Raw genomic sequence first — 17,044 nt, forward strand, 5'->3', positions numbered from 1 at the left:
CACTTTGGCCAGAGGGCCGACAATGCCAATCTACGGACGCATTGTCGGCGGTATGGTAAACCGAACGCCGCAACAGAGCATGTGAGGCGCTGCATCGCACGTTGCTGATCTACGCAAACGTAATATTTTTTCGACGTACTGACTTGCGCCGTTTGACGCTACGACTGCAAAAAGGTTCGTTCGACAAATGTCGTGTCGATTTTCCCTTCGGCAAACGCCGAATGGCTTAACAGCTTTTTATGGAACGACGCCGTTGTGCGAATCCCATCGACCCGGATTTCGTCCAGCGCTCGCTGCATGCAGCGGATTGCGTCTTCGCGCGTTTTCCGATGGACGATCAGCTTGCCGATCATCGAGTCGTAGTGCGGCGGCACCGTGTAGCCGCTGAAAACGTGCGAATCAAATCGCACTCCGGGCCCGCCGGGAGCGATAAAACGCTCGATCTTGCCGGGGCACGGCATGAAGTTGCGATCGGGATCCTCAGCATTGATGCGACATTCGATCGCAGCGCCGGTGACCTGAATGTCGTCTTGCGTAAACGGCAATCGCTCGCCGGCAGCGACGCGAATTTGCGTTTGAATCAGATCGATCCCAGTGACCATTTCGGTGACGGGGTGCTCAACCTGGATGCGCGCGTTGACTTCGATGAAGTAGAAGTTCTCGTCCTTGTCGACGATAAACTCGACCGTACCGGCGTTGGTGTAGTCGGCGCCTTGGATCATGCGAACGGCCGCGGCGCAGATTGCGTCGCGCGTGGTCGGCGACAAATTCGGCGCCGGGCTCTCTTCGATCAACTTTTGATGGCGACGCTGGGTCGAGCACTCGCGCTCAAACAAGTGAACCACGTTGCCGTGATGATCGGCGATGACCTGAACTTCGACGTGCCGCGGGTGTTCAACATACTTCTCAAGATAGACGCTGCCGTTACCGAACGCCGCTTGGGCTTCGTTCTGGGCCTGCTGCAGCGCTGTCTTCAGCACCAGATCGTTGGCCGCGACGCGCATGCCTTTGCCGCCGCCGCCGGCGGTTGCTTTGATCAAGACTGGAAAGCCGATCTCGTGCGCCGTCTTTAACGCCTCTTCGGGATCTTCGATCAGTCCGTCAGAGCCTGGCACGACCGGCACGTTGGCTGCGCGGGCCATCTTGCGAGCTTCGTTTTTGTCGCCCAGACGGAGCATCGCTTCTGGCGAGGGACCAATAAAGTCGATGTTGCAGCTGCGGCAGATCTCGTTGAACTGGGCGTTTTCGGCCAAAAAGCCATAGCCGGGATGGATCGCTTCAACATTGCCGACTTCGGCGGCGCTGATAACGCGATCAATCTTCAAATAGCTTTGAGCGCTTTTGGCGGGGCCAACGCAATACGCTTCGTCGGCGAGTTCTAGATAGGAAGCGCCGCGATCGGCTTCGCTAAAAATAGCGACCGTTTCGACGCCAAGTTCTTTGCAAGCGCGGATGATTCGCAGGGCGATCTCGCCGCGATTCGCAATTAGAATGCGGTTGTACATTGAGTTGGTCCGGGTGCGGGACGGTGGTGCGCTATTAACCGCGCGGATCGACCTTGAACATGGGCTGGCCGTACTCGACCGGATCTTCGTTTTTCACCAAGACCGAGACGATCTTGCCGGTCAACTCAGCTTTGATCTCGTTGAAGACCTTCATCGCTTCGATGATGCAAACTACCGACTCTTCCCCGATGTGATCGCCAACTTTGGCGAAATTCTCAGAATCAGGTTTCGGCTTGGCGTAGAACGTGCCGACCATCGGACTGTTGATCGTCACCAGATGCGAATCTTCAGTCGGAGCAGCAGCGGCGGCGGCCATAGGAGCCGGCGCGGCGACTTGCGGAGCGGGAGCATAAGCGACCGTTGCGCCCCGTTTCATTTGGATTTGGCGTTCCCCTTCCCGGAGATCGATCTCTGACAGCTCGTGTTCTTTCATCAATTCGATGATTTCTCGCAACCGATCGAGATCAAAGACGCCGCTCGTAGCGGGCTCAGACTTGGCCATGGATCGAAGGTCTCCGAAGCGCGGCGCTCGTGCCGCTTAGTCGTGTGGGAAAGGAAGCGTCAACGATCAGCCGATGACGCTTGTGTCGAAATTTTAGGGCTCGTCGAAATCTTTGGGGACGCTGGTCAAAACCTCGTGTCCCTGTTTTGTCACCAGCACATCGTCCTCAATGCGGACTCCGCCAAACCCAGGAATATAGATGCCCGGCTCCACGGTGACCACCATGCCTACTTGTAGGGGGCGGGTTTGAGAACTGTTAAATCGGGGCGCCTCATGGACTTCGAGGCCGATTCCATGCCCCAGACCATGACCAAATCGCTTGCCGAAACCAGCGTCTGCAATGATACTGCGAGCCGCTTTATCCACGTCGCACATCAACGCGCCTGGCCGGATTGCGTCGATCGCACGGAACTGGGCTTTTAAAGCAATATCGTAAATTCGCTTGATTTTTGGCGAAATTTTACCGGTCGCTACAACACGCGTCAAGTCGCTTACATACCCCCCTGCAAGCGCGCCCCAGTCGATCAGCACGAAGGCATCTTCGCCCACTTGCTTCTCGCTGGGGACTACATGCGGCAGCGCGGCTCGCTCCCCTACTCCGACAATCGGCGGAAAGCTAAGCGCCTTTCCACCGAAGCGGCGGACCTGATATTCCAGGTCGGCGGCGATCTGGCGTTCGGTTTGCGTTGGGTGCAGCGCAGCGCGAATCACGGCGAAGGCCTTCTCGGCGACGGAGATCGCGTGGCGGATCGCAACGATTTCTTCAGCATCTTTAATTTCACGTAGCGATTCGACTAGTCCCGCTGCTGGAAGCAGCGTGACGCCAGTCAATTTGTCGGCCAAGCGGTCTCGCAGATCGACGGTGACCGCGGTCGACTCAAACGCCAGTTGGGTGACGCCAGCCGCTTTGACCATTTTGTGAACCGACGTCAGGATCGTTTTGCCGGGAGCGCGACTCTCGAGGTTTAATCCAGGGCATTCTTCTTCGAGCTGCTGCGTGTAGCGCGGATCGCTCAGCAGTACCTCCGAGTCGGGGGTAATCAGCAGATAACTATCGTGCCCTGTAAATCCCGTCAAGTAAGAGACGTTGTAGAGGTTGGACACCAGGATCGCGCCTGCACCTGCTTTTTTGAGCAACTTGCGCAGTTTGTTGCGTCGAGCGGCAAAGCGATCATGGTCTGCAGGCGGCATCGGTAATTCGGCGGACTAGAGAGATTGGTGTAAACTCGCTCAGGAGCAGTTAGCTCTCACTACGATTTTTCTCGTTTTTCGTTGTTCCGCAAGAATGGCGATCCGATCAATCGGCGACTATTCTCACCTTTTTTTGAAATGTGAAGAGTGAATATGCCTGAGCAAAGCCCTTGGATTGTAGAAGTAACGCTGGACAACTTCGAAACTGAAGTGCTGGAGCGTTCTCGCGAGATGCCGGTTATCGTTGATTTTTGGGCCGCCTGGTGTCAGCCGTGTCAGTTGTTGATGCCGATCTTAGAGAAGCTGGCCATCGAGATGGCAGGCAAGTTTACCCTGGCCAAAGCCAATATCGAGGATTTGCCGCAATTGGCGGCTCAGTTCAACGTTCAAGGGGTTCCAGCGGTCTTTGCGGTTCGTGATGGCGGTGTGATCGATTTCTTTGACGGAATGCGTCCCGAAGAATTTGTTCGCGGCTGGATCGAGCGGCAATTTCCGAGTGCAGCCGAAGCGTTGCTTTATGAGGTCCGCAACACTCTAGGAGCGGACCCAGCCGATGTGGAAGCAAAGTTGCAACAAGCGATCGAACTGGATCCCAAACTGGATGTCGCCAAGATCATGTTGGCCGAGCATTACTACGATCAGCAACGCAATGAAGAAGCGGCGTCGATGATCGCAGCTTTGGAAGAGCGTGGATTTTTAGAGCCGGAAGCCGAAAAAGTAAAAGCAGCGCTCGAACTACGCAAGCTGGGCGACGCGGCTGGCGGAGTTGAGTCATGCCGCGCCGATCTGGCCAAGTCGCCGGAAGCTGCCGAGAAAATGCTCAAGCTGGCCGAAGCGCTGGCCGCCGCAGGCCAGTTTGAAGAATCGCTAGAAACGGCCCTGGCGGTTGTCCGTAAAGACCGCGCCGGTCACGGCGAGACGGCGCGACAATTGATGGTCGATGTCTTCCGACAATTGCCGGATGAGGACGAATTGGTGAACGATTATCGGCGTAAATTGGCGACGGCGTTGTATTAACTGCGGTGCGCCCAAACGTCGACAATTATTGTTTTAGAGCAGCGAACTTCGTTGGATCTTTGGAACCCCAAAGGGGTAAAGCTAAAATAGCCTAGGGCGAAGCCCTAGGTAAGCGATCCAATGAAGCGTGAAAGCCCCAGCGGGGCGAGCTAATCTAGTCCCACGCATAACGTTCATCCAAAACAACGCCGTGCCGCTGGCAAATTATTCGGAATTCGCTCTTAAAATCAAAGCTGCGATGATGCTCGTCTTGCTGGCTGATGTACTCGAATACTTCGGGGGTTTTGGATTCGCTTACCGAAAAGACGCCGTAGCCAGCTTGCCAATAAAACTCTTGATACGAATGCCCTTTAGACTTCAACCACTTGGAGGAAGATGTCTTTAGATCAATAACGACCTCGGCGACTGTTTTTGTTCTAGAAAGACAGAATAGCAAATGGACATGGTCATGAAATCCGCCGACTATTTTTGCATCACATTCTAGGTTCTTTAAACATCTCGCCAGATAGGCGTAGAGTTCATTACGGATCGCGAGATCTTTGAAGAAGGGATGTCGATGTTTGGTCGAAAAAACTAGATGACACCAAAGGCGAGCGAACGATTGCGGCATTGCGAACCTCTGGCGGGTTGCGATTAGATCGCCCCGTTGGGGCTTGTTGATGGAAGGCGCCTCGACCCAGGGCTGCGTCGCTGGAAGCGACTGACCCTGGGCAATTTTAGAACGGCCCGTTGGGCCTATTTTGGAATAGCGTAGTGAGCGGATCAATCAATAGTTGCCGGAACTGATCGAAAAATGCAATATTACGAACTATTCAGGGGCAGCAACTTCGGCGCCGCAATGAAATAGAGTTAAGTCTCTCTCTCACTCACCCCGTTAATTCCGCCAAAAACGCATCGGCGTTTTCTAAATCATCAAACAATAAATCGGGCTCGCACATCGCCAATTCTTCGCGCATGAACACACCGGTGGCTACGGCGGCCGCTTTGGCGCCGATGGCTCGGGCGCAGCGGACATCGTTGGCTGTGTCGCCGATGACCCAGATTTGATCGCCGCTAACGGCGTGGCCTAGATGCGCCTCACAAGCTTCTTTCGCCGCTTGGGCGACATCATTGCGATCGGGATGCAGGTCGCCGTAGCCGCCGAACTCGAAGTGGTGCATCAAGTCATAATGGGTCAGCTTCAGATAGGCGCCTTGGGCGACGTTGCCGGTCAGCAGCCCCAGGATAATGTCATCGCGCTCGGCCAATTGATTGAGCAGCACTTCGATGCCGGGCAGCACGCGTCCATCGCGCAGCGGCAGATTTCGAGCCAAACCGGCCATGTAACTGTTGAGGAACTTGTTCCACGCTTCGTCGGTCAGCGGCATGTGATGCGCGTCAAACAATTCTTGGGCGATGCCGCGATCGGTTTTACCGCTGACGCGCACTTCGGTTGTCAGCACATCAATGCCGGCGGTCGCTAGAAACGAGTCAATCATCGCGTCCTTGCCGGCGCCTGCGGTGTTGACCAGGGTTCCATCGATGTCGAACAAACAGATTTTCATGCGGATTGCTTTAAAGTCGCGTAGGGGAAAGAGGACCAGAGGAACCGCGGCGAGCCTTAGCGAGCTTCGGACAAAATAATGTCTACGTCCAGCTGCTCTGGATTGGCGGTTCCCGCTCCACGAATGATAGTGGCTTTGATCGTATCGCCCACTTTATGCTTGATCAGCTGAGTCACGACGTCCGAGTGACTGCTGACCGGTTCGCCATCGATGGCGATGATTACATCCCCAAGCTGGTCGAGCCCTTGTTCAGTAATCACGGTCGGCATCAGCCCTGCTTGGGCGGCTGGACTGCCATCCAGCACTTCGCCGATCAGTGCGCCCTGGAGATTGAGTTGGGCGATGGCCGACATCGGTAATAGCGCTACGCCCAAATAGGGCTTGGAGACCTTGCCGGTACGTAAAATCTCGGTTGCGACGGCGTTGACCGTATCGATCGGAATCGCCAAACCGATGCCGGAGTAGGCGCCAGAGGGGCTATAAATCGCGGTGTTCATGCCGATCAACAGGCCGCTGCTGTCCAATAGGGGGCCGCCAGAATTACCGGGGTTGATCGCCGCATCGGTCTGTATCAGGTCGTTGATCGGCTGTCCTGATTCGCTGCGGATCGAGCGTCCCAAGCCGCTGATCACGCCGGTGGTCAGGGTTTGGTCAAAGCCAAACGGATTGCCGATCGCGAACACTTTTTGGCCGACCTTCAGATTTTTTGAAGAGCCGACACGAATTGGGATCAACGTGGCCGCTTGTGGATTGATCAACTGCAGCACGGCGAGATCATTGTCAGGCGACCCGCCCAGGACTTTCGCCTCGTGCGAGGTGTGATCCGCAAAGGTGACGATCGCACGCCCTCCGTTGCCCTGTTCTAGTTCACGGATGACATGGTAGTTGGTGACGATATGTCCTTTTTCGTCCCAGACAAAGCCGCTGCCGGCGCCGGCGGGGATTTCGACAGGGTTGACGTTCATTGCGCGGCGTGAGATCGCCGTGGTAGTGATGAAGACGACCGACGGCGAGGCCGAATCAAACAGCTCGATTGTCGACGTTTCATCGGCAGCCAAGTCCCCCCTAGCGGTGACATTGCGCGGGACGGCGTCGGGATTAATTGTGGGAAGCGGATCCGAAAGCATAAAACTGCTGACGACCCAAGAGACTCCTAGGGCGATAGCAAAGCAGAAAACGAACAGTCGTAGAAACGCGATCGCACTCGGCTGCGCCCGCTGCTCTGGCGGCATTCCAGTGCTCATGGGGCCTCTCTAGGCGTTGGGTGGCGAGGGGACTCGCCGCCGCTTATGGAAAGAAGCTGGGGAACTAGGATTTGAACCTAGACTGACAGATTCAGAATCTGTAGTGCTACCGTTACACTATTCCCCAATCGGTTTGTAAAGAGTATTGCGTAAGTCGCTTGTCGTCAAGGGATTCAGCCGCTGGCTATCTACCGCCGCTGCTGATAAACTATCACAAAACTAGTGGGGGAAAAGAGCGAGTGGTTCGCGCAGCTCCTTCCGCCCTGTTCGCTAATCCACTGACGCAGCCACGCCGATGAGCAGTTATCTAGTAGCGGTCAACGGATCCGACGCCGGAAAAAAAATCTATTTGGCGGGCGAAAAGTTCGTCATGGGGCGTCATCCCGAGTGTGATATTGTGGTGGACGCCGGCGCTGTCAGCCGCCATCACGCCCAAATTACGCGCAAAAACCAGGACCTACTGATCGAGGATCTGGGGAGCCGGAATGGAACCTTCGTCAACGACACGGCGGTAAACTCGCTGCAAAAGTTGAAGGACGGGGATTCGATCCGCGTTTGCGACGTGACCTTTACCTTTCATTTGGATCAGCCGTTCGCCCCCCCTTCGGCCCGTAATCTAGGGCACACCGGAGCCGGCGCTTACGGCACGATCATGGTGGACGATGACTCGGCGCCCTCGACCATCATGTCGCAGTTGGAGGTCTCGTCGCAAACCGGTGGCGTGACGCTACAGGCCAGCGCCGAAGTGAAATTGGCCGCTTTGCTGGAAATTACGAAAAATCTCGGCGGCGTGATCGCTCCGGAGGACGTTTTTCCGCAGGTGCTTAACAGCCTATTCAAAATATTTTTGCAGGCCGATCGCGGGTTTATCATCCTGCAGGATGACAAAGGGAAGCTGGCTCCGCGCTGGACCAAGACTCGCCGCCCTGGTGACGAAAATATCCGGATCAGCCGCACGGTCATCAATCATGTGATCGAGAAGAAGCAGGCGATCCTCTCGGCCGACGCTGCGGCGGACTCACGGTTTGAGATGAGTCAGAGCATCACCGATTTTCAGATTCGCTCAATCATGTGCGCCCCGCTGGTGGACAGTAACGGCAAGGCGTTTGGCGCGCTGCAGATCGACACGCTGGATCAACGCAAGCGTTTCCAGCAGGAAGATCTAGAAGTGCTGATGAGCGTCGCGTCGCAAGCGGCGATCTCGATCGACAACGCCCAGTTGCACCTGCGAGCGATGAAGCAGCAGGAAATGGAACGTGACCTGAAGCTGGCCAGCCAAGTACAGATCGGCTTTTTGCCAAAGGGGAAGCCGGCAGCTCCGGGGTATGATTTCTTTGACTATTATCGCGCCGCAAATTCAGTCGGCGGCGACTATTACGACTATATTCCGCTGCCGGGCAACCGGATGGCGATTTTGCTGGGGGATGTGGTGGGACACGGCGTCGCCGCTTCTCTATTGATGGCCAAACTGTCAGCCGACGCTCGTTATACGCTGGCCTCAATCCCGGATCCGGCAGTTGCTTTTGCAACGCTCAATAACACGTTCAGTGAGAGCATTCCGGACGATCAGTTTGTGACGCTGGTCCTGAATATCTTGAATTTTGAGACGCATGAGATGACGGTGCTCAACGCCGGTCACATGGCGCCGATGCTACGCCGTAACGATGGTACTGTCGAAGAAATCGGAGAGGCCGAAATCAGCTTGCCGCTGGGGGTGTTTCCGGATTTGGAATACGAGAAGGTCACCATCCCGATCGCCGTGGGCGAGCGAATTGTTCTGTACACCGACGGCATCAACGAAGCGATGGACGCCGAGGGAGAGCAGTTTGGCATTCCCCGTGTCCGCGAGCGTACCCAACAGCAGTTCCCTTCCGTCGCCCAGCTTGGCCAAGCGATCGTCCAAGACGTCCGCGAGTTCATGGGCTCGCAGTTCGACGACATGTGTTTGGTTTGCTACGAGCGGCTGGAATAACTATGGGCCGCCGTGTTGCTTCGTAACGGCGCAATCGGCCAATGACGAAACCAACGTCATTGGTGTTTCATTCGTCATTTCTACTGGCAAACGCAAGTTGTCGCGTCAAAATTCATCGGCGCTGATGGCTCGATGATCCAGATGTTTCGGAAGACGACCGGATCGTTATGGTCTTGCAGCTTGATCGGCAGCGGCTCGGCGCCTTCTTTTTTGCCGGCGCCAGTTTTGTTCTTTAGGCGTTCATCTCGCTGAACGGCGATCCCGTTGTGAAAGACCGTTAGTCGCGCGTCGCTCACCTTGTTGCCGGCGTCGTCAAAGCGCGCGGCATTGAAGTAGATGTCGTAGGTTTGCCACTGCAGCGGCGGGAAGCACATGTTCATTTCGGGCGGCTTGGTCCGATAGATCGACGCCGAGTCATTGAACTCTGGCGTTTTGCCGAACGAGTCCAAGATCTGCACTTCGTAACGCTCTTGAATGTAGACGCCGCTATTGCCGCGCGCTTGCGAGCCGCGGTCAGGCATGAAAGGAGTGCGAAACTCTAGATGCAACTGGAAGTCCGAGACCGGAAATGTGGTGATCGTGCCGGCTTTCAGCAGCCCTTCGGCGGTTAGCTTCCCATCTTGGAAGTACTCGGTCGACGTCCCGTCAAACAAGACGCGGGCGTCACGCGGCGGGCGGTGCCCGAGCGTCAGACTTTTGCGGCGAACCTTGGGAAGATCGCCTAGCTGCTGTCCCGCCGTGTTGGTCACGACGGCATGATTGGGATCGACGGCAATCGTGTATGCGTCATGCTGCAAATGGATCAGGCCATTTTGCATCTCCCCTTTCAGCGCCAGCTTGGGGCCGTTGTCCCAACCGTTACCCGGCAGTCCTCCTTTGTATTGCAGCGCCGAGAATTTGCCGTCGCCCATCGCGACCACTTGCAGGCCGGTCATTTCGTAGCTGCCGCTGGGCAAGCGTAGCGGCCCATAGTATTCGCCTTGATAGACGAAGTCAGGATCGTTGACGTTGTCGGGGTCGACAAAGACACGCGGGTCGGTGTCGGCAGCCAGACAGAGCGATGAGAGCGTCAGCAACAGGACGAGCGATGTAATATTGCGAAGCATGAGGCGGACATAGCGATCAAGGTGCACGGGAGGGTTAGGCAAAAAGCTTAGAATAGTCTGCTTTGCTTCGAGACCGATTGCAAGACGATAGAGCCTGCTTGCGAGAATTCCTGAAAATTGTGGCCGTATCGGTCCCGATTGGGCTAAAAAAAGAGACTGCAACCCCGGGTGGAGTAGCAGCCTCTTTTGTCATCTGAGCTTGGATAGAAACGTCGCCTTATTCGGGCTTGGATTCTTCCATCGGCTTATCTTCGGCCGGGGCTTCAGCGGCCGGCGTTTCGGCAGCAGGAGTCGCCGGAGCGTCGGTCGATTCGGCCGGCATCGTTACTTCCGGTTCGGTGGCCGGAGGAGTCGTCTTATCTTCCGCTTTGGTGCAACCGATCAGCGAAGCAGCGCCGCAAAACAATGCAGCAGAAATCCACATCTTCATACGTAAATCCCCCAAAAAATATAGAAACTAAAACTGAGCGTGCGTTATTCGCCAGGGAATTGATGTCCCCGAACGCTCATTTCCACAGAGTAAAGCCCTGTGCGGGCCGTCACAAACAATGTCTTCCCTGACGGACCGCCGAACGTTGCGTTCGCCGGTTGTTCAGGAAATTCAATGATTCCTAAGATCTTCCCTTGCGGGCTGATTACTTGTACGCCGAGCTTGGTCGTCACGTACAGATTGCCATGTTCGTCGATCGTGAGACCGTCACCGCCTTGATTGTCTTCGCCTGCGGGTTGACGAAATTGGCATACAACCCGTTTTTCCCCAATTTTTCCGGGGCTCAAGATGTCATAGGCGTACAGTTTCGATTCCATCGAAGGTACGACGTACAGTGTTTTTTCGTCGGGTGAAAGGATGACGCCATTGGGCGCTTGAATATCATCAATCAAGCGAGTCACCACGTCATCAGCCGAGAGATAATAAACCGCTTCGATCTTTTGCGGCCACGGCATTGGTGCTCGATAGCGCGGATCGGTGAAGTAAACGCCGCCAGTATGATCACAAACCAGGTCGTTGGGTGCGTTAAAACGTTCGCCGTTGTATTTGCCGGCCAAAACTTGCAAGTCATCGCTGCTGAGCGAGACGCTCGCCAATTGACCATCCATCTGACAGATCAGCAACCGATCGCCGCGAACCATCGTGCCGTTGGTATGACCTGCCGGTTCTAGAAAGACGGCGATCTTGCCATCGGGAGTCCGGCGATAAATGCGATCGTTGGGGATATCGCTGAAGTATAGATTTCCGACTTCGTCCGCAGAGGGCCCCTCGGTAAACGCAAAGTCCTTTTGCAGAGTGCGGACTTCGCCCACAGGACCAATTCCGGCGATCGGCTCAGCGACGCAGATTGAAACAGCAGTCAGGCAGAGGATGCCTGAGGCGAGTGAGGACTTGAACATAGTAGGTGGGCCTAGCTTCCTGGGGGCGAGTCTTACTGTTAGTGGAACCCGGCGCGGGAGTTAAGTCAAATAGTGCTGACGAATTTCTCGTAAACTTCGGAGCGTTGACTTAGGATGATCCCCACGATCGAACAAACCGGCATTCGGATAAGCGTGTGCCGACGCGTCGGTAAATTGATTCCAGAAGATTGCCTGCGTTTGGGGATGCGAGATAATTAAGGGGACCAGCGACTCGACAAATTGTCGCTGGCGACGGCGACTGATTGGGAAAGTAGGCGAATCATGGTCCGAGATCTGAAAAGCGGCTCGCTTATCAAAACGCCGTGAACTAGGAAAAGTCAGCGTCACAAAGAGCGGCAGCCCTAACATTCCCCATTGATCGAGTAGGCGAATCACCTCAAACGGATCTCGCGGAAAAATGGCGCCGTCACAATCGTTAAAATTCAACTCTACGCCGATCCCGGTGACGCCAAGATTGGCCCGCACGATTTCTTCGGCAAAGTGGATGGGTGACAAATCGCGGTGCGTATGACTTAGATAATCGCCCCAGGGTTGGTCAAAGCTGACCAGGACCGGCGTTTGCGGATCATTGCGACGCATCGTCTCAATCGAGCCGACCAGCATCCGCAATTGCTGCTCTTCGGAGAGATGAAACTCGCGCGTCGTGTTGATGCCGGCGGAGCAATACCAAAGATCGGTCATGCCGTTTAGATTGCGAGTCGCCGTTTCGACGTACTGCAATAGAAAACTGAGCAGACTCGGAAAATCATTGTCCCACAAATAGAGCCAGTCGGGGACATTCAAGTCGTCCAGGCTTGCAATGGGGCCGGCGACCACGCGCATTCCTTGACTGCGACACCAGCGGATCTGTTCTCTTACATGTTCAAAATCGAAGCGACCTTCGATTGGTTCGCAGTCTTTCCAGACCGGAGTAATCACCGCGGTGTTAAATGTCGGCCGCAACAGGGCCGACGCATCGGCTGAAGGATGAGAATTGCGGATGTTCACGCCGTACAAAAACGTGCGGTGAGGAGCATGCTCTTGAATAAAATCGATCGCAGCGTCTCGATAGACGCTAGTGAGATGTGCAAAGGCGACGGCGGTATGGCTGATGCATTTTTGGGCGGCGGCTTGCGAAGCTTGGCCGTGGTGATCAGAAGTCGCCGCAATCGTAAACGCATCGATCGCTTTGCCGATGGCGATGTGGAACGCTGCGGTCTGCTGGATATCGGCTGCGTCGCAAACAGCGACTAACGACTTAAGCCGCGAGAGGACGCCTCGCGCGACTTCCAGCGCCAGATGATACGGCTCGGTGCGAGGACGGAGTGAACAGGTTGCTAAAAAGTACGACTGAAATTCGTCGACATTCCAGGGGATGCGCAGTTTGACCGAATCGTCTCCCTCGAACGTGAGCGAGAGGATCGAGCCGTCATGATGCACGTTGGAACGGCGCGGAACCTGATCGTAATCAACTACATAGGCAGTGTCGTAGCGCCGCGACAGTTGATCGATCGGCGGCGAATAGAATCGCAATGCTCCCACGGGGCGCAAACCTCTTGCATGAAGCGGAGTCAGGAAAAGCCGCAGACACTGGCACGTAAGCTCCCTAGTCTAATCGGTTTACGGAAATCGTGCATCTACGCTTATTGTCGCGTACTAGCCAATCCTTTTGCAGGTCTGTTAAGATTGCCGGGCTTAAGCAGTTTGTAGAGCTTATCGACCGACTGCTGCGTCTCAGGGACGAGGCGTCAGAACTGCGGCCTAAGCCGTTTATTTTGTGAGCCGCGACCAGCAATGCTCGAAGTAAGTCAAGGTTGAAAAATGCAGGGAGGGGTTTTTCAAAAGGACAAAACTCGTTTTTGACTTAATAGCAAGTGACTCGAAATGACTATTGATCTACCTGTTCGGCATGGCAAAGTCCGAGACATCTACGATTTGGGAGACAAATTGCTCCTGGTCGCTTCTGATCGAACCAGTGCGTTTGACTACGTGCTGCCGTCGGTGATTCCGGACAAAGGTCGGGTTTTGACCCAAATCAGCCGCTTCTGGTTTGAGAAGCTGGGCGTCGCGAATCACATGATTTCGTTGGATGTGGCCACCGCAGGACTGCCGAGCGGAACCGAACTGGCTCCACTCGAAGGCCGCAGCATGCTGGTCCGCAAGACCGAAGTCGTGCCGATCGAATGCGTGGTCCGCGGCTATCTCGCCGGATCAGGTTGGAAAGAATACGGCAAAAGCGGCACCGTCTGCGGCATCCCCTTGCCTGCCGGACTGGATCAAAGCGCCCAATTAGAAACGCCGATCTTTACGCCGGCGACAAAAGAAGAGTCGGGCCACGATATCAACATCTCCTATGAGCGGATGTGCGAAATCGTCGGCGAAGAGTTGGCGTCAACGCTGCGTGACAAGAGCATCGATATCTACACGCGCGGCGCCGCTTTTGCCCGCGAAAAAGGGATCATCATCGCAGACACAAAGTTTGAGTGGGGAATCGTCAACGGCGAACTGCTGCTGATCGACGAAGTCTTGACTCCCGACAGCTCACGATTCTGGCCCGAAGACCAGTACCAAGTCGGGGTCAGTCCTCCGTCGTTCGACAAGCAGATTGTGCGTGATTATCTCGAAACGACCGACTGGGATAAGAACAGCACGCCTCCACAATTGCCAGAAGAGATCGTCAGTCAGACCCGCGCGAAGTATATCGAAGCGTATGAGGAATTGACTGGCCAATCGTTCCCCTGGAAATAGCGAAGAGGTAATCGTCGTCTGGTTCGCACAGCGAACCAGACGACAGAAGTCAGGGGCCGCCGTGTGGGCCATAAAGTGTTCACGATTCGGGAGATCAGCGCGATTCGGCAGAGGTCCACATCGCGGATCCTGCGATTCGCTACTTTTCGTTTTCCTTGTCCGGCTCCTTCTCGGACGCTGTTTCCGCTGGTTTTTCAGGCGGAATCAGACGTTCGGCCAGCAGCGTATTGCCGCGGCGCTGGGGAGACGCGAGGTCGTCTACATGGGTCAGCCATTCCACTGCCGTCTGTCGTGCGGCGGCCTGATCTTCCGCCGACAGTTTAGCATTTTGAGCGATCCCCATATCGGCCCGGCCTAAACCATACCGAGCTTGCGACGCATACGGAATCTGGGGAAATTCTTTGAGCGTGCGAATCTCGAAGTAGTCAATCGCGGACGGGTACTGGGCGCTGTCGAGCGCGATCTGGCCCAGCTGATAACTGGCGATCATCTTGATCGTTTTAGCGTTGTTAATCATCTGTTCAACATAGAACCTTTGTTGCTCAACATCGCGCGGCAGTCGCATCCCCTGCGAGGCGATTGCTTCGACCTGTTCTCGGAAGGTCAGCTTCTGCACTTGGAGCTCAAAGCTGCGGGCAAACAGGTACATCTTTCGAGCACCTGGGCGTTGCACTTCGTTGCTGAATCGTCCCATCAGATGCAACAGGCGGCCAGTCGCCAGCGGCGAGCTTTGATCGTAAAGTTGACGCTCCATGTAAAACTGTTGCGCCAACGTCGGGCCGGTGGAGTCGGGGGCTGGCTCATCGCGAAGTCGTAACCGCAGGCCATCTTCGGCCAGGATCGGCGCCTCCCAGAGTCGCGATTTTTTGACGCCGGCATGCTTCAAGCTTTCGGCCACTTTGGTCGGTTCAACCGCCAGCCGAAGTCGCAGTTTGCCAGTCAATTGCGATTCGAGCAGAGAAGAAGCCTGAAGCAGCGAAGTGCTGCACGCGTCAATCAGCGCCGTCGCATTTTGAAAGCTCTCGGCATTGTAAGGATAGGCGTACTTCGACGAAGTCATCCCTTGGCGGATAGCGTCCCCTTCGCTCGCGGCGGCAAGTGTGGCGATGCCTGTGCCGGCAGAAATCGGCAATCCATACGCGGCGTCAAACAGATAAACCTGACCAGCAATTTCGACTCCGACCACGCTGGCCGAGAGTTCTCCTTCACCGTCGGCTAGTTCTAGTGCAAAAGCGTTCAGCCCTTGTTGCCGCGCCAGATTGATAAAAACACGCGCGCGCTCGACTGCATCTCCATACCCAATCTGCAGAACTTCCCACGGCTCGCGGGCCGTGCCGGGCGCGAACTGAGGAGCTTCACTCCGCAGTTGGATGTTGCGGACAGTCCAATCAAACAGCAGATAGGCGGTCTTTAGGTCGCCGCGCTCGTTGTTGGATAACGGCTTGGTTTGCGTCTTCAACCACTCCGCCATGTCGGCCGGCAGATGGCCGTTCTCGCGAATATACTCAGAGAGTGAGAAAGCCCAGACGCACCCTTCGATGTAGTCGAAATCGCTGCCGCGAAATGTCATCGGATATTTGGGGTCGCGGAAATAGGTGGTCGCCAGGTTCTGCATGTGCGACAGGTTGCGAACCTCTGCTGGCAATGCATCGATCATTGCATCTGCGCGCCACTCTGGATTGAGCGTGCGATGATGCAACCAGCGATTGAGCGATTGCAGGACTTCGCGCTGGACCACTTCGGCGTTGAACTGATCGAGATCTTCGAGCAGCACCAGCGCCTGTTGCAGCACATCTGCGGTCGCTTCGCTAGACGCTTGTCGTGCGGTGGCCGTGACAGCGGGCTTGGAAGTGGAAGCGGTCGTTGATTTCGCTGGCGGTTTTGAGCCGCCGCAGCCGGTGAGCAGCCAAGTCAGCGCCAGCAGAGCGAATAAGGAAGAGAAACGCATGATTGTCGAATCGTGGGCTATTGGTTGGAAGAGACAGCTTCGCGAACGGCGAGCACCTGCCGGAGTAGTTTTTCCGCCGCATCCAAAGGAACCATGTTCGGTCCGTCGCTGGGCGATTGATCAGGATCGGGATGAGTTTCAAAAAAGAGGCCATCGATTCCGACCGCCGCTGCGGCTCGCGCCATCGGCGGAACCATCGCGCGATTGCCGCCGGTCGCGGCGCCAAGGCCGCCGGGCTCTTGCACGCTATGCGTCGCATCGTAAATGACCGGCACGCCGAGCGCCGACATTTCTAGCAGCGCACGCATGTCATTGACCAAGCGACCATAGCCAAAAAAGGTGCCGCGTTCGGTCAGCATGATGTCGGGATTGCCTGCTTCTTTCAGCTTGGCGACCACATGCCGCATGTCCCAGGGGGCCATGAACTGCCCTTTTTTTACGTTGATCGCTTTGCCGGTGTTCGCCGCGGCAAGCAGCAAATCGGTCTGTCGAGCCAAAAAAGCCGGGATTTGCAGCAAATCGCAGACCTGGGCGACCGTGGCCGCTTGGGTTGATTCGTGAATGTCGGTGGTGACCGGCAGTTCTAGACGGCTGCGGACTTCGTCCAAGACGCGGAGTCCTTCATCGAGGCCGACGCCGCGAAAGGCGCTGCCGCTAGTCCGATTCGCCTTATCAAACGACGCTTTGAAGACCAACTGGATCGGCAAGTTAGCGGCGATTTGCTTCAGTCGCTCGGCGATTGCCAGCGTCAGATCCAGACTCTCGATCACGCAAGGTCCGGCGACAACCAGTAAGGGTTGACCGTCACCGCACGTGAGGTTGTTGATTTTAGCCGTTCCGCCCACATTCGCTCCTTCGGATAAGTCTCAGTTTGATTC

At 55.7% G+C, this 17,044-nt stretch carries 15 protein-coding genes and 1 tRNA gene; 3 read left to right on the forward strand and 13 right to left on the reverse strand.

Annotated elements, in window-relative coordinates; all coding sequences use genetic code 11:
* Window positions 1-158: 158 nt before the first annotated feature.
* From accC to SH421x_RS10020, 3 genes are all read right to left on the reverse strand, one after another.
* The gene (gene accC, locus SH421x_RS10010) at window positions 159-1,505 is read right to left on the reverse strand and encodes an acetyl-CoA carboxylase biotin carboxylase subunit (RefSeq protein WP_488855351.1); all 1,347 of its coding nucleotides are present in this window, start codon (window positions 1,503-1,505) and stop codon (window positions 159-161) included.
* Between the two features lie 34 nt (window positions 1,506-1,539).
* Window positions 1,540-2,007 (reverse strand): acetyl-CoA carboxylase biotin carboxyl carrier protein, encoded by a 468-nt coding sequence (gene accB, locus SH421x_RS10015; protein WP_488855352.1) that lies wholly within the window; start codon window positions 2,005-2,007, stop codon window positions 1,540-1,542.
* 93 nt (window positions 2,008-2,100) lie between these two features.
* Window positions 2,101-3,198 carry a M24 family metallopeptidase gene (locus tag SH421x_RS10020; protein WP_488855353.1) on the reverse strand — a complete coding sequence of 366 codons (1,098 nt, stop codon included), beginning with the start codon at window positions 3,196-3,198 and terminating at the stop codon, window positions 2,101-2,103.
* 153 nt (window positions 3,199-3,351) lie between these two features.
* On the opposite strand from SH421x_RS10020, the gene SH421x_RS10025 reads away from it, so the two are divergent.
* A complete protein-coding gene (locus SH421x_RS10025) occupies window positions 3,352-4,215 on the forward strand; it encodes a tetratricopeptide repeat protein (protein ID WP_488855354.1) in 864 nt (287 codons plus the stop codon).
* Window positions 4,216-4,369: 154 nt separating this feature from the next.
* Here the strand turns inward: SH421x_RS10025 and tnpA are convergent, their stop codons facing one another.
* The 4 genes from tnpA to SH421x_RS10045 form a co-directional block, all read right to left on the reverse strand.
* Entirely contained in the window at window positions 4,370-4,825 is a 456-nt protein-coding gene (gene tnpA / locus SH421x_RS10030; protein WP_488855355.1) for an IS200/IS605 family transposase, read from the reverse strand.
* A gap of 256 nt (window positions 4,826-5,081) precedes the next feature.
* The gene (locus SH421x_RS10035) at window positions 5,082-5,759 is read right to left on the reverse strand and encodes an HAD family hydrolase (protein ID WP_488855356.1); all 678 of its coding nucleotides are present in this window, start codon (window positions 5,757-5,759) and stop codon (window positions 5,082-5,084) included.
* A 56-nt stretch (window positions 5,760-5,815) separates the two neighbouring features.
* Window positions 5,816-7,003 (reverse strand): S1C family serine protease, encoded by a 1,188-nt coding sequence (locus SH421x_RS10040; protein ID WP_488855357.1) that lies wholly within the window; start codon window positions 7,001-7,003, stop codon window positions 5,816-5,818.
* 56 nt (window positions 7,004-7,059) lie between these two features.
* A tRNA-Gln gene (locus tag SH421x_RS10045) sits at window positions 7,060-7,130 on the reverse strand.
* A 168-nt stretch (window positions 7,131-7,298) separates the two neighbouring features.
* On the opposite strand from SH421x_RS10045, the gene SH421x_RS10050 reads away from it, so the two are divergent.
* Window positions 7,299-8,975 (forward strand): SpoIIE family protein phosphatase, encoded by a 1,677-nt coding sequence (locus tag SH421x_RS10050; RefSeq protein ID WP_488855359.1) that lies wholly within the window; start codon window positions 7,299-7,301, stop codon window positions 8,973-8,975.
* Between the two features lie 80 nt (window positions 8,976-9,055).
* On the opposite strand, the gene SH421x_RS10055 is transcribed toward SH421x_RS10050, so the two are convergent.
* The 4 genes from SH421x_RS10055 to SH421x_RS10070 form a co-directional block, all read right to left on the reverse strand.
* Window positions 9,056-10,081: a 3-keto-disaccharide hydrolase gene (locus SH421x_RS10055; protein ID WP_488855360.1), complete on the reverse strand. Its 1,026-nt coding sequence runs from the start codon at window positions 10,079-10,081 to the stop codon at window positions 9,056-9,058.
* Window positions 10,082-10,298: 217 nt separating this feature from the next.
* Complete coding sequence (locus SH421x_RS10060; RefSeq protein ID WP_488855361.1) at window positions 10,299-10,511, reverse strand: hypothetical protein; 213 nt, start codon at window positions 10,509-10,511, stop codon at window positions 10,299-10,301.
* Between the two features lie 44 nt (window positions 10,512-10,555).
* Window positions 10,556-11,470 (reverse strand): SMP-30/gluconolactonase/LRE family protein, encoded by a 915-nt coding sequence (locus SH421x_RS10065; RefSeq protein ID WP_488855363.1) that lies wholly within the window; start codon window positions 11,468-11,470, stop codon window positions 10,556-10,558.
* A 60-nt stretch (window positions 11,471-11,530) separates the two neighbouring features.
* On the reverse strand, window positions 11,531-13,012 hold the full coding sequence (locus tag SH421x_RS10070) for a hypothetical protein (RefSeq protein WP_488855365.1): 1,482 nt from the start codon (window positions 13,010-13,012) through the stop codon (window positions 11,531-11,533).
* A 342-nt stretch (window positions 13,013-13,354) separates the two neighbouring features.
* Here SH421x_RS10070 and SH421x_RS10075 point away from each other — a divergent pair, with 342 nt between their 5' ends.
* The gene (locus SH421x_RS10075; RefSeq protein WP_488855367.1) at window positions 13,355-14,218 is read left to right on the forward strand and encodes a phosphoribosylaminoimidazolesuccinocarboxamide synthase; all 864 of its coding nucleotides are present in this window, start codon (window positions 13,355-13,357) and stop codon (window positions 14,216-14,218) included.
* Window positions 14,219-14,357: 139 nt separating this feature from the next.
* Here SH421x_RS10075 and SH421x_RS10080 read toward each other — a convergent pair whose 3' ends face one another.
* Window positions 14,358-16,166: a tetratricopeptide repeat protein gene (locus SH421x_RS10080; RefSeq protein WP_488855369.1), complete on the reverse strand. Its 1,809-nt coding sequence runs from the start codon at window positions 16,164-16,166 to the stop codon at window positions 14,358-14,360.
* 17 nt (window positions 16,167-16,183) lie between these two features.
* Complete coding sequence (kdsA, locus tag SH421x_RS10085) at window positions 16,184-17,011, reverse strand: 3-deoxy-8-phosphooctulonate synthase (protein WP_488855371.1); 828 nt, start codon at window positions 17,009-17,011, stop codon at window positions 16,184-16,186.
* Between the last annotated feature and the right edge of the window lie 33 nt (window positions 17,012-17,044).

The sequence above is a fragment of the Blastopirellula sp. SH421 genome (assembly GCF_057808535.1).

Coding starts and splice junctions, on each gene's coding strand:
- accC (WP_488855351.1), bottom strand. CDS start 1,505: ATGTACAACCGCATTCTAATTGCGAATCGCGGCGAGATCGCCCTGCGA.
- accB (WP_488855352.1), bottom strand. CDS start 2,007: ATGGCCAAGTCTGAGCCCGCTACGAGCGGCGTCTTTGATCTCGATCGG.
- SH421x_RS10020 (WP_488855353.1), bottom strand. CDS start 3,198: ATGCCGCCTGCAGACCATGATCGCTTTGCCGCTCGACGCAACAAACTG.
- SH421x_RS10025 (WP_488855354.1), top strand. CDS start 3,352: ATGCCTGAGCAAAGCCCTTGGATTGTAGAAGTAACGCTGGACAACTTC.
- tnpA (WP_488855355.1), bottom strand. CDS start 4,825: ATGCCGCAATCGTTCGCTCGCCTTTGGTGTCATCTAGTTTTTTCGACC.
- SH421x_RS10035 (WP_488855356.1), bottom strand. CDS start 5,759: ATGAAAATCTGTTTGTTCGACATCGATGGAACCCTGGTCAACACCGCA.
- SH421x_RS10040 (WP_488855357.1), bottom strand. CDS start 7,003: ATGAGCACTGGAATGCCGCCAGAGCAGCGGGCGCAGCCGAGTGCGATC.
- SH421x_RS10050 (WP_488855359.1), top strand. CDS start 7,299: ATGAGCAGTTATCTAGTAGCGGTCAACGGATCCGACGCCGGAAAAAAA.
- SH421x_RS10055 (WP_488855360.1), bottom strand. CDS start 10,081: ATGCTTCGCAATATTACATCGCTCGTCCTGTTGCTGACGCTCTCATCG.
- SH421x_RS10060 (WP_488855361.1), bottom strand. CDS start 10,511: ATGAAGATGTGGATTTCTGCTGCATTGTTTTGCGGCGCTGCTTCGCTG.
- SH421x_RS10065 (WP_488855363.1), bottom strand. CDS start 11,470: ATGTTCAAGTCCTCACTCGCCTCAGGCATCCTCTGCCTGACTGCTGTT.
- SH421x_RS10075 (WP_488855367.1), top strand. CDS start 13,355: ATGACTATTGATCTACCTGTTCGGCATGGCAAAGTCCGAGACATCTAC.
- SH421x_RS10080 (WP_488855369.1), bottom strand. CDS start 16,166: ATGCGTTTCTCTTCCTTATTCGCTCTGCTGGCGCTGACTTGGCTGCTC.